Genomic DNA, 11,118 nt, shown 5'->3' on the forward strand with positions numbered 1-11,118 from the left:
GCAACATAGTTCGAGACAGCGAGGTTGGCCTCGGTGTGGCTTGAGTCGGCGCAAGCCACAGCGAAAGGGGCGGCCCGCAAAGGCCGCCCTGATGTCGGCACGAGCGCTGCCCTAGGGCTTTTCGACCTCATGCAGCAGCAGGAAGAAGGACGGCTGGAGGCTGAAATTCTCGACGTTGGCACCGGCCACGGCATTCTGCTTCCAGTTGGCGATGAAGGCCCAGGGGGCGTCTTCGTGAACGATGCGCTGCATCTGCCGGTAGAGCGCTGCCCGCTCGTCGCGGCTCACGCTGCGCCGCGCCTTCTCGAGCAGTTCGTCAACCTCGGGGTTGCTGTAGTAGCCCGAATTGAAACCGCCTTTCTCCGGCATCGCATCCGTGCGCAGGGCCAGGAACGGCAAGGTGTCGGGGTCATTGGTCATCCATGCCATCTGTGCCATGTCGGCCTTGCCTTCGAGGCCGGGGTTCACCTGGTCGAGGAAGGTGTTCCATTCATAGGTTTCGATGTTGACGGTCAGGCCCACCTCGGCAAGATCCGCCTGGATGGCGGTGCCCATGGGGACCGGGTCGAGCATGCCCGAGCCCCCTTCAGTGACATAGAAGGTGATCTCGGCATCCTCGAAGCCGGCCTCGGCGATCAGTTCTCGGGCACGTTCCGGGTCGTGCGGATAGGGCTCGAGTTCTTCGTTGTAGGCCCACTCGAAGGCTGGCGGGATGGGGCTGTCGGCGACCTCGGCGGTGCCCTGGAGCACATTGTCGACCAGCGACTCCTTGTCGATGGCGTAGTTGACCGCCTGACGCATGCGCTGGTCCTGGAAGGGGCCTTCCTTCATGTTGAGGATCAGGAACCACAGGTGCGGGCCGACCTGCTCGTAGACCTCGAACATCGGGTCCTCTTCCATCGAGGCCAGCGTGTCCGGGGGAACTTCGACCATCAGGTCGATACCCCCCGACAACATCTCGGCCACGCGGGTATTGGCATCGGTGATCGGCCGGAAGACCACGGCTTCGAGCGACGGCGGGCCATCCCAGTAATCTTCGTTGCGGCTGGCGACGACTCGGCTGTTGCTTTCCCACTCCTCGAACCGAAACGGGCCGGTGCCGGATGGGTTGCGCCCGAAGTTCTCGCCGTGCTCCTCGACCGCCGCGGGGGAGACGATCAAGCCGGTGGGATAGGCAAGGTTGGAGAGAAAGGGCGCATAGGGTTCGTCGAGGGTAAAGGTGACTTCATGTTCGCCGGTCGCCTCGACCTCCGCGATTGCATCGAAGAAGAAGGCGAGCGGGAAGGGACCCGTATCGTGATAGGGATGATCCTCGTCGAGCATGCGTTCGAAGTTGAACACGACCGCCTCGGCATTGAAGTCGCTGCCGTCGTGGAAGACGACATCGTCTCGCAACGTAAAGGTATAGAGGGTGCCGTCTTCACTGATGGACCACTCTCGGGCCAGGGAGGGCTCGACATCGAGGGTTCCATCGGCGTAGCGCACCAGGCCATCGTAAAGATTCATCATGATGCGAAAGTCATTGACCGCGGTGACCTGGGCCGGGTCGAGTGCCTTGGGTTCGGCGATCTGGCCAACGATCAGTACATTGGGTGGCGTTTGCGCGGATAGCGTGCCACTCGCCCCCAAGGCACTCACTCCCAGTGATAGGGATGCCAGAACGGGCAGCCACCAGCGGCCGGCCCCGGAATGCATGACGGTCATGTTGCCTCTCCTGGTCGTTGTTGTAGATCATTGTTATAGATCGCCCGAAAGACAGGCGAGGGGCTTTGCTAGCGGAGGTGTTTTTGTTAGCGAGAGCGGCTAGGCTGACAATGTCGCTGTATTTATCATGATAAATTCGACTCTATACCTATGGCACAGCCTCGCCGACCCCGCAAGTCGTCGGCGCTCTGGAGACCGCCATGACGTTTAGCTTGATCGCCATCGACCGTGCCACCCAGGCGCTCGGTATTGCTTGTGCGACGGGAGGGCCGGCACTCGGTGGCTTCGTGCCGCATCTGTTGCCTGGTGTGGGGGCATGTATCACGCAGGGCTACAGCACTAACGTACTGGCCGCCGAACGCGGGCTCGACTTGCTGGCCCATGGTTGGTCGGTCGAGGCCGTCCTCGAGCGACTGCGAGCCGACGATCGGGGCCAGGCGTTTCGCCAGTTGGCGTTGATGAACATGACGGGCGAGAGCAGCGGCTGGACCGGTGACAGCAACGAGCCAGTGACGGCCATGCATTTCGAGCCTGGCCTGGTGGTGGCCGGCAACATGCTTGGCAATGCGCGGGTAGTGCCGGCGATGGCGGCGGCGTTTCGCGAGGCCCATGAATCAGGCGGTATGCTGCCAGACCGGTTGTTGGCCGCCATGGCGGCCGGCGAACTCGCCGGGGGCGACTATCGCGGCGTACGGTCGTCGGCGCTCAAGGTACGCGCTAAGGGTGGCATCCCGCTTGATCTGCGCATCGACGATGCGCACGACGCCGTCCCTGCCCTTGTCCGCCTCTATCGCCGTATTCAGGACGACGAGGACTTCCAGGCGTTCCTGGCACGGCTTCCCACCGCCGAATCACCGCATCGCCACTGAGCCCTCGCTCGACACGCACAGGAGCCACCCCATGACCCGGACGCCTTCAGACCTCACCCTCGGACAGCGCTTGATGGAGCGCCTCGACCAGGCGGCTGCGTTTTCCCGACCCGGACCCGGCGTAACGCGCCTCTTCTGCAGCGATGAGCATCGACGCTTGCTGCCGCTGCTGGAAACCTGGATGACCCGCGCTGGTCTGACCCCCGAACTGGATGCCGCCGGGACGCTGGTGGGGCGCAATCTCAGGGCGCTGGCGGGCGAGCCGACGCTGATACTGGGATCACACCAGGACACGGTGACCGAAGGCGGCAAGTACGATGGCATGCTCGGGGTGGCGTTGCCGTTACTGGCACTGGAAGCGCTTCGCGAGCAGGGGGGTGAACTCGATTACGGGATCGAAGTGGTGGCCTTCGGTGACGAGGAGGGCACACGGTTTCAGTCAACGCTGGTGGGCAGCCGCGCGCTGGCCGGCACGTTCGACCCCGCGATGCTCGATGCCCGCGACAGCGATGGTATTCGCCTGGGCGAGGCGCTTGCCGCCTTCGGTGGGAACCCGCAAAGCATGTCCACGCTGGCGCGAGATCCCGGCAAGACGCTGGGGTTTGTCGAAGTGCATATCGAGCAGGGCCCGGTGCTCGAGCAGCAGGGGCTCGCCGTTGGGGTGGTCACCGCCTTGACGGGCATCGAGCGCCACCGCATCAGCGTGATCGGCAAGGCGGGGCATGCCGGCACCACCCCCATGGCGGGGCGCCGCGATGCGCTGGTCGGCGCCTCGGAAATGGTCATGGAAGCCGACCGCTTGCTCAATGAAGGTGAAGGGTTGGTCGGGGTGGTGGGTAAACTCGAGGTGCGCCCCAACGCGGTCAACGTGATTCCCGCCGAGGTGATATTCTCCCTGGAATTGCGCTCGCCCGAGCGTGCCAAGCGCCTCGCCGGTAGAGAGCGAATCCTGCATGCGGTGAAGGATATTGCCAGCCGCCGGGGGCTGGTGCTCGACATCGAGCCGACCTATCAGGCGGAAGGCGTGCCCTGCGCCGACTGGCTGATCGAGGCATTGGAAGCCGCCTGCACGGCAGCGGGTGAGCCAACGCGACGCCTGTTCAGCGGCGCCGGTCACGACGGTCTGGCGATGCACGACCTGACCGATATCGGCATGCTCTTCGTGAGATGCCGCGAAGGCTTGAGCCACCATCCCGACGAGGCGATCAGCGCCGCGGATGCCGAAGCGGCGACGCGCGTGATCATGGCCATGCTGCGAGCCATGCCGACGGCTCGACGCAAGGCGTGAACATCCCACGATGTGTCGAGTCTGAGGGGCGTGCATCCTCGGGAGTCATCCATGTCGGGAGACGGTCATGATCGATAGAATACAGCGCTTCTTTCAGCAGTCACTGGCGCAGCCGGGCAGTGAGTCCGGGTCCGCGCCGAGTCTCGAGCTCGCCACCGCGGCGTTGCTGTGTGAAGTAGTACGCGCCGATTACCATATCGATGACGCAGAGCTCGATACCCTGCATCGGTTGCTCAAGTCGCATTTCGGCCTCGCGGACGCGCAGGTAACCGAGCTAATGGAAATGGCGCATGAGGAGGTGGACGATGCCGTGGACCACTACCAGTTTGTCAGCCTGATCAAGGAGAATTACGACTACGAAAAACGCTGCGAGCTGATCGAGATGATGTGGTCGCTGGCGCTGGCCGATGGTGAGCGCCACCATCTCGAGGAGCATCGAATCAGGCGACTCGCCGATCTGTTGCATGTGGGGCACGCCGATTTCATTCGTGGCAAACTGCTGGCTCAAGGCGGTCAGGACTGACGGCGTTCCGGCCTTATGATATGCGGACGAGCAACATCCGTTTTTTACGTGGCATCCGACGTCACGGATAGACACCGGCATGCAGGAGAAGATCATGTCTCGCGAAATCATCGTTATGGGGGCCGGGATGGTCGGCGTTTCGATTGCCTGGCATCTCGCCCGCCGTGGCCACTCGGTGGTGCTGCTGGACCGTCGCGAGCCGGGTCGCGAGACCTCTTTCGGCAATGCCGGGATCATCCAGCGGGAGGCGGTCAAGCCATATCCATTCCCACGTGACCTGGGCACTCTGGCACGCGTCCTGCCCAATCGCGCTGTGGACATCCGCTATCGGATCGGCGGTGTCATGGGGTCGGCCCAGTCGTTGCTGGGCTATTGGCACAATTCCTCCCCGCGTCGCTACGAGGAAATCGTGCCTGAGTACGCCTCCCTGATCATGCTGGCACTCGAGACGCACGGCCCGATGATCGAGGCGGCGGGCGCCGAGTCGCTGGTCAGCAAGCAAGGGTGGCTCGAGCTCTATCGCAGTGCCGAAGGGCTCGATAACAAGTTACGCGACGTCGAAGAGGCCACCGAGCAGTTCGGCGTGGGACATCGTCTGCTCAATGCTGCCGAGTTGAAGGCACAGGAGCCCCATCTTTCGGGCGATCTGGCTGGGGCCATTCATTGGACCGATTCCTGGACGGTTGGCGATCCCGGAGCGCTGGTGCATGCCTATGCGCGGGCCTTCGAGGCCGAAGGCGGCCGCCTGGTGCGTGCCGAGGTGCACGATATGACGCAGTCAGGGCAGGGCTGGCGCGTGACGACCGACGAGGGTCCGCTTGAGGGCAGCGATCTGGTAATGGCCATGGGTCCCTGGTCGGGTGACTGGTTGGCTCGCCAGGGGCTATCGCTGCCGCTCTTCGTCAAGCGTGGTTACCACATGCATTACGCGTCGCGCGGTGATGCGCATCTCAATCATTGGATCATGGATGCCGAGATCGGTTACCTGCTGGCGCCGATGCATGCCGGCATACGCCTGACCACTGGCGCCGAACTGGCGCCGCGTGAGGCGCCCGCCCACTACGGCCAGCTTTCCGCGGCCGAGGCCGTGGCTCGCAAATTGTTTCCCCTGGCGGAGCGGCTCGATGCCGAACCCTGGAAGGGCGCACGGCCCTGTTTGCCGGACATGAAGCCGGTGATCGGCCCGGCGCCGGGTCTCGATGGGCTCTGGCTCGCGTTCGGCCATGGGCATCAGGGGTTCACCTTGGGACCGGCGACAGGGCGCCTGCTGGGAGAAATGATCGATGGTGAGCCGACGGCCATCGACATGGCGCCATTCCGCGCCGACCGTTTCTGAGTGTCCGGTCAGGCGCCGGCGTCTCGTCGACGGTTGAGGCGATGCAGGATCCACTTGACCAGCAGGGTCAGCACGAAGACGCCCCACCCCGCGGTGGCCAGTACGTTGAACAGCAGCATCTTTTGTTCGCCATCCAGGGGGGTGAGGAGGGTCTCGATGACAATGGCGATCAGGAAGGCCAGCGTCAGGGGCAGGGCGAGGATATGCATCCACATCTCGGTGCGCCGCTTGCGCACATGATAACGGCGCAACAACACCCGAATGGGACGGTGCACGAAGCTGACCAGAATCATGCTCCCCAGGGCCAGAAGGGCGGCCAGGAAGGGTTCGATGCTGCCGAGACGGGCGGAAATACTGATGGACCAGAAGACCACCAACCACATCAGCCCGGCCAGCGTGGCGACCAGGTCGGCATATTGGCGCACCTTGGGCATGCGATCTCCCTCGATTGGTCTGGCGGCATGATACGGGAAATCCGTCACGGATGAAGCCCCGGGAGTCCCGGTAGGTCAACGCTGCCTTTCTGCTGCGGTATACTACCCCCTGTTGCGCGCGTTATTCCGCTCATTGACTCAATCAGGACTCGTCATGACATCGATCACCCTGACCCGCCCCGACGACTGGCACCTTCATCTGCGCGACGGTGAGGTGTTGGGCGCCGTACTGGGTGCCAGTGCCCGGCAAATGGGCCGTGCGATCATCATGCCCAACCTCACGCCGCCGGTCACCACGACGCAGCAGGCGCTTGCCTATCGCAAGCGAATCCTCGCGGCGCTGCCGGACGGCAGTCGCTTCGAGCCGCTGATGACGCTCTATCTCACCGACGATACGCCGGCGGCCGAGATCGAGCGGGCCAACGCCAGCGGTCTGATCCATGCCGTCAAGCTCTACCCCGCGGGGGCGACCACCAATTCCGCTTCCGGCGTCACCGACCTCGCTCACTGCGACGCGGCCATCGCGGCCATGTCGCGGCTCGGCATACCGCTGTTGATGCACGGGGAAGTGACCCATGCCGAGGTCGATATCTTCGATCGTGAAGCCGTTTTCATCGAGACGGTGCTGGCGCCGCTGCTCGAGCGTCATCCCGACCTGAAGGTGGTCTTCGAGCATATCACCACCCGTCAAGCCGCCGAGTTCGTCGCCCAGGCGCCTGCCAGTGTGGCCGCGACCATCACCGCTCATCATCTGCTTTTCAATCGCAATCACATGCTGGTCGGTGGTATCCGCCCACACTATTATTGTTTGCCGATTCTCAAGCGTGAGCGTCATCGGCAGGCGCTGCTTGAGGCCGCGACCTCCGGTTCCGGCAAGTTTTTCCTGGGTACCGATAGTGCCCCCCATGCCCAGGGTGACAAGGAGAGCGCTTGTGGCTGTGCCGGTGCCTATACGGCGCCGGCCGCTATCGAGCTTTACGCGACGGCGTTCGAGCAGGTTGACGCCCTGGATCGGCTGGAGGGTTTTGCCAGTCACCATGGCCCCGATTTTTACGGATTGCCGCGCAATCGGGATACGATCACGCTGGTGCGAGACGCCTGGCAGGTCCCGAGATCGCTGCCCTATGCCGGTGGCAAGCGCATCATCCCTCTGATGGCCGGCGAGTCACTGGCCTGGTCACTCATTGACCATTGACCTGCCGGTTCAGGAAGGCGATACCCGCATCGATGGCGCCCCCACGCGTCAGGAAACTGGTCACATGGCCGCGCCAGTGCTGGAGATAAAGCTCGGTCTCCACGCCCTTGGCGGCCAGCTCGGACTTGAAATCGGTGGCATGATCGACTGGCACCAGCCGGTCCCAGGTGCCATGGAAGAGGAAAAACGGCGGGGTGTCTGTTGTCACCTGGCGGGCCGGGGAGGCGAGGCGATACTGTTCGGGCACCTCGGCCCGCGTGCCACCCAGAAACTCGACGACCAGACGCCCATCATCGAACTTGAAGAGATCACTGGGCGTTCCCCCTGCCAGCACCGCGGCGAGGCGGGCATGGTCGCCTCCGTAGGGCGAGGCCAGCGGCCCTTCGGTACCCGCGACCGCGAGCAGGCTGACCAGATGAGCGCCGGAGGAAAACCCCACCCCGACAATATGGTCGGTGTCGACACGCCACGCGTGAGCGTTGTCGTGCAGCCAGGCCATGGCCTGCTGCAGGTCGTGAAGCTGTGCCGGAAAGCGATATTCCGGCGCGAAGCGATGCTCGATATTGACCGCCACGTAACCTTCCTGTGCGAGACGCTCGGCGATGGGGGTCATGTCATCTGGAGTGCGGTTCTGCCAGCCGCCACCGTGGACGACCAGGGCGGCGGGGCGCAGCAGGGTGCTACTGGATGTGTCGGGCAGGTAGACGTGAGCCTCGAGCGTCTCGGGCCAGTCGGCGGGAGTGTAGGCTTGGCCAGGCAGCGCACGGAAGGACGTATCGGCTTCCGGTTCGCCGCGTCTTTCGATGGCCGCCTCGCCTTGGGTGGCGGTGTGCGTGCTGCTACAACCGACGATCAACAGGCTCAACGCCACGCCGAGCAGGCAGTGACGCGAACGGCTAGTGGGGTAAGGGGACGGCACAGGAGGTGTCTTCCATGGCCAGGCGCTCGACCATGGCCACGACCATGCGCGCCGAATGGTCAGCCGCCTGTTCGAGAAACTGCTCGAACGAGAGATGGTTATCGACACCACCGGCGATGTCCGACAGCGAGCGGATGACCACAAACGGGCAGCGGTAGAGATGGCATGTCTGCGCGATGGCGGCGGCTTCCATTTCGGCGGCCAGCATGGTGGGAAAGCGTGAACGTGTCTTGGCGACCAGCTCGGGGCAGGCCATGAAGACGTCGCCGGTGGCGATCAGCCCCTCGATAACCCTGACTTCCCCGAGCGACTCGACGCATTCCCGCGCGATCCTGATCAGCCTGGGATCGGGCCGGTAGGCGGCTGGCATGTCTGGCACCTGACCGTGCTCGTAACCGAAAATCACGGCGTCGACGTCGTGATGGCGAACTTCTGTCGACACGACCACATCGCCAATTGACAGTCCTTGGCCGAAACCGCCGGCAGAGCCAGTATTGATAACGGCCTGAGGTTGATACATGTCCAGTAACAGCGTGGTGCCCACCGCGGCGTTAACCTTGCCGATCCCGGATTGCAGGATCACCACGTCGATGTCATGCAGGCGGCCGATATGGAAGATCGAACCGACATGAGTCCTCGTCTGGCGATCTTCCAGCAAGGCGGCCAGGCGATCCACTTCCTGGGCCATGGCGCCGATGATGCCAATTGGTTTCATGGCGTCGGCGTGCTCCGCACTGGCGAAAGAGGCATCAGGCGAAGACCTGCGTCCATTCGTCGCGCTTGGCAAGAAATCCGCGAGCGATATCCTTCGCGCCTTCGAGGCTGTGGCTGGCCGCCCAGCCACATTGCATCTCGTTACAGGCGGGGACATCCTCGGCGACGAGCACGTCCTCGAGGGTCTGCTGCAGGAGGCGCAATACATCGTCATAGTCGTCGTGGTTGATCATCGCCACGTAGAAGCCCGTTTGGCAGCCCATGGGGCTAATGTCGACGACCTTGTCGGAATGGTTGCGAGAAAGCTCGGCCATCAGGTGTTCCAGGGAGTGCAGCGCGGGCATCTCCATGTGAGTCTGATTGGGCTGACAGATGCGCATGTCATACTTGTGAATGCGATCCCCCTTCTCGCCGGCCTTGATGTCGGCGAGGCGGACATAGGGTGCCTTCACCTTGGTGTGATCCAGGTTGAAGCTCTCCACGTTCATCTTGTCGCTCATCAATGACCTCTTGTCCGATAATGACTCAACGGGCACCTATACTAGCGCGATGGCGAGCGCGGTGCATCATCAGGCGGGTTGCAGGCCCGATTCCATGGCGTCATGACGCTCTGCGGCGATCAAGGTGTTTTCCAGTAATGAAGCGACGGTCATCGGACCGACACCGCCTGGCACCGGGGTGATCCAGCTGGCTCGCTCAACCGCTGATGCAAACTCGATATCGCCGATCAGCCGGCCATCGTCTTCGCGGTTGATGCCCACGTCGATGACGATGGCGCCATCGCGAACCCATTCCCCCTTGACCAGTCCCGGCTTGCCAACCGCCACAACGAGTAGCTCGGCACGCCTGACATGCGCCTCGAGATTGCGGGTGAAGCGATGACAGACAGTCGTGGTACAACCCGCCAGCATCAGCTCCAGGGCCATGGGACGGCCGACGATGTTGGACGCGCCGACGACGGTAGCGTCGAGCCCACGGACATCCAGATCATTTGCCTTTAGCAGGGTCATTACTCCCTTCGGCGTGCAGGGTCGCAGCATGGGCAGACGCTGGGCCAGACGGCCAAGGTTATAGGGGTGGAACCCATCGACGTCCTTGTGGGGCAGGATGCGTTCGAGGATGGGACGTGAATCGAGGTGTGCGGGCAGCGGCAACTGGACCAGGATGCCGTCGATGCGAGCATCGTTGTTGAGTTCGTCGACCAGCGCTTCGAGCTCCAACTGGGAGGTCGCCATGGGTAGCTGGTACTTCAGGGATTTTATGCCGGCCTCTTCGCAGGCACGATGCTTGTTACGTACGTAGACCGCCGAGGCGGCGTCCTCACCGACGAGTATCACCGCCAGACCCGGTACGCGTGCGCCTGCTTCCCGGCGATCGCGGACCTGGAGCCCGACCTGCTGGCGAACTTTCGCGGCAATGGCCTTGCCGTCGATCAATTGGGCGGTCATCTGGCGTCCCCTGATGGTCTATTGAGATCGAAGTGGACGCCGCTGAGACGGCATCTCTAGACTAGAAAAGTCGCTGATTTTCGCATGCCGGGCCGTCCAGGCAAAGCGCCGCCAAAAGCAATGACAACGCCTGGCTTGACCTGCCGTCAAAGATGAGTAGAATACGCAACGCTCGACGAGGCCCCTGCGGCGCGTCTGGGCCGTTAGACGACCGGCGGGGTGTAGCGCAGTCTGGTAGCGCGCCTGCTTTGGGAGCAGGATGTCGGGGGTTCGAATCCCTCCACCCCGACCACAACGTATTGATTGGAAAGAACATTATTCCATCATGAGTTGTGGTAGAGTGCCTAGAAACGTAACATGCGCTCATAGCTCAACCGGATAGAGCAACGGCCTTCTAAGCCGTAGGTTGCAGGTTCGAGTCCTGCTGGGCGCGCCAGCCAAGGCGTCAAGCGGTGTGAGAGTTTGCAGCAATCGAGTCAGAATCAAGCCCAGTGTCGATTATGGTGGATGTAGCTCAGTGGTAGAGCCCCGGATTGTGGCTCCGGTGGTCGTGGGTTCGATCCCCATCATCCACCCCATTTCGATACAGCGGTACCCTTTACGTTAAGGCAATGGTGGATGTAGCTCAGTGGTAGAGCCCCGGATTGTGGCTCCGGTGGTCGTGGGTTCGATCCCCATCATCCACCCC

General features: G+C 62.9%; 11 protein-coding genes and 4 tRNA genes. 9 read left to right on the top strand and 6 right to left on the bottom strand.

What is annotated here, in order from left to right:
- Window positions 1-111 precede the first annotated feature (111 nt).
- Window positions 112-1,704, bottom strand: coding sequence for an ABC transporter substrate-binding protein (locus KG088_RS02340; protein WP_250148000.1), 1,593 nt, complete (start codon window positions 1,702-1,704; stop codon window positions 112-114).
- A 200-nt stretch (window positions 1,705-1,904) separates the two neighbouring features.
- Between KG088_RS02340 and KG088_RS02345 the strand changes: the two genes are divergently transcribed.
- From KG088_RS02345 to KG088_RS02360, 4 genes are all read left to right on the top strand, one after another.
- Window positions 1,905-2,573: a DUF1028 domain-containing protein gene (locus KG088_RS02345; RefSeq protein WP_213823866.1), complete on the top strand. Its 669-nt coding sequence runs from the start codon at window positions 1,905-1,907 to the stop codon at window positions 2,571-2,573.
- Window positions 2,574-2,604: 31 nt separating this feature from the next.
- A complete protein-coding gene (locus KG088_RS02350) occupies window positions 2,605-3,861 on the top strand; it encodes a M20 family metallo-hydrolase (protein ID WP_213823867.1) in 1,257 nt (418 codons plus the stop codon).
- Between the two features lie 67 nt (window positions 3,862-3,928).
- Window positions 3,929-4,384 (top strand): tellurite resistance TerB family protein, encoded by a 456-nt coding sequence (locus KG088_RS02355; RefSeq protein WP_213823868.1) that lies wholly within the window; start codon window positions 3,929-3,931, stop codon window positions 4,382-4,384.
- 94 nt (window positions 4,385-4,478) lie between these two features.
- A complete protein-coding gene (locus KG088_RS02360) occupies window positions 4,479-5,720 on the top strand; it encodes an NAD(P)/FAD-dependent oxidoreductase (RefSeq protein ID WP_213823869.1) in 1,242 nt (413 codons plus the stop codon).
- An 8-nt stretch (window positions 5,721-5,728) separates the two neighbouring features.
- Here KG088_RS02360 and KG088_RS02365 read toward each other — a convergent pair whose 3' ends face one another.
- A complete protein-coding gene (locus tag KG088_RS02365; protein ID WP_213823870.1) occupies window positions 5,729-6,154 on the bottom strand; it encodes a hypothetical protein in 426 nt (141 codons plus the stop codon).
- A gap of 154 nt (window positions 6,155-6,308) precedes the next feature.
- On the opposite strand from KG088_RS02365, the gene pyrC reads away from it, so the two are divergent.
- Complete coding sequence (gene pyrC / locus KG088_RS02370) at window positions 6,309-7,349, top strand: dihydroorotase (protein ID WP_213823871.1); 1,041 nt, start codon at window positions 6,309-6,311, stop codon at window positions 7,347-7,349.
- Here the strand turns inward: pyrC and KG088_RS02375 are convergent.
- From KG088_RS02375 to folD, 4 genes are all read right to left on the bottom strand, one after another.
- Window positions 7,336-8,268, bottom strand: coding sequence for an alpha/beta hydrolase fold domain-containing protein (locus tag KG088_RS02375; protein WP_213823872.1), 933 nt, complete (start codon window positions 8,266-8,268; stop codon window positions 7,336-7,338). The two genes, pyrC and KG088_RS02375, sit on opposite strands and share 14 nt — an antisense overlap.
- A complete protein-coding gene (gene mtnN / locus KG088_RS02380) occupies window positions 8,246-8,983 on the bottom strand; it encodes a 5'-methylthioadenosine/S-adenosylhomocysteine nucleosidase (protein ID WP_213823873.1) in 738 nt (245 codons plus the stop codon). The genes KG088_RS02375 and mtnN overlap by 23 nt, the downstream gene beginning before the upstream one ends.
- A 34-nt stretch (window positions 8,984-9,017) precedes the next feature.
- Entirely contained in the window at window positions 9,018-9,482 is a 465-nt protein-coding gene (locus KG088_RS02385) for an S-ribosylhomocysteine lyase (protein WP_213823874.1), read from the bottom strand.
- Between the two features lie 69 nt (window positions 9,483-9,551).
- Complete coding sequence (folD, locus tag KG088_RS02390) at window positions 9,552-10,430, bottom strand: bifunctional methylenetetrahydrofolate dehydrogenase/methenyltetrahydrofolate cyclohydrolase FolD (RefSeq protein WP_213823875.1); 879 nt, start codon at window positions 10,428-10,430, stop codon at window positions 9,552-9,554.
- Between the two features lie 215 nt (window positions 10,431-10,645).
- On the opposite strand from folD, the gene KG088_RS02395 reads away from it, so the two are divergent.
- The 4 genes from KG088_RS02395 (at window position 10,646) to KG088_RS02410 (ending at window position 11,116) form a co-directional block, all read left to right on the top strand.
- A tRNA-Pro gene (locus tag KG088_RS02395) sits at window positions 10,646-10,722 on the top strand.
- Window positions 10,723-10,789: 67 nt separating this feature from the next.
- Window positions 10,790-10,866, top strand: a tRNA-Arg gene (locus KG088_RS02400).
- Window positions 10,867-10,933: 67 nt separating this feature from the next.
- Window positions 10,934-11,008: transfer RNA gene (locus KG088_RS02405), tRNA-His, on the top strand.
- A 36-nt stretch (window positions 11,009-11,044) separates the two neighbouring features.
- Window positions 11,045-11,116, top strand: a tRNA-His gene (locus KG088_RS02410).
- Window positions 11,117-11,118: the final 2 nt, after the last annotated feature.

It is taken from the genome of Halomonas jincaotanensis (assembly GCF_018448785.1).
In the GTDB taxonomy this organism is placed as follows: Bacteria; Pseudomonadota; Gammaproteobacteria; order Pseudomonadales; family Halomonadaceae; genus Halomonas; species Halomonas jincaotanensis.

Excerpts from the sequence above, each read along its gene's own strand:
- KG088_RS02340 (WP_250148000.1), bottom strand. The coding sequence starts at position 1,704 with ATGACCGTCATGCATTCCGGGGCCGGCCGCTGGTGGCTGCCCGTTCTG.
- KG088_RS02345 (WP_213823866.1), top strand. The coding sequence starts at position 1,905 with ATGACGTTTAGCTTGATCGCCATCGACCGTGCCACCCAGGCGCTCGGT.
- KG088_RS02350 (WP_213823867.1), top strand. The coding sequence starts at position 2,605 with ATGACCCGGACGCCTTCAGACCTCACCCTCGGACAGCGCTTGATGGAG.
- KG088_RS02355 (WP_213823868.1), top strand. The coding sequence starts at position 3,929 with ATGATCGATAGAATACAGCGCTTCTTTCAGCAGTCACTGGCGCAGCCG.
- KG088_RS02360 (WP_213823869.1), top strand. The coding sequence starts at position 4,479 with ATGTCTCGCGAAATCATCGTTATGGGGGCCGGGATGGTCGGCGTTTCG.
- KG088_RS02365 (WP_213823870.1), bottom strand. The coding sequence starts at position 6,154 with ATGCCCAAGGTGCGCCAATATGCCGACCTGGTCGCCACGCTGGCCGGG.
- pyrC (WP_213823871.1), top strand. The coding sequence starts at position 6,309 with ATGACATCGATCACCCTGACCCGCCCCGACGACTGGCACCTTCATCTG.
- mtnN (WP_213823873.1), bottom strand. The coding sequence starts at position 8,983 with ATGAAACCAATTGGCATCATCGGCGCCATGGCCCAGGAAGTGGATCGC.
- KG088_RS02385 (WP_213823874.1), bottom strand. The coding sequence starts at position 9,482 with ATGAGCGACAAGATGAACGTGGAGAGCTTCAACCTGGATCACACCAAG.
- folD (WP_213823875.1), bottom strand. The coding sequence starts at position 10,430 with ATGACCGCCCAATTGATCGACGGCAAGGCCATTGCCGCGAAAGTTCGC.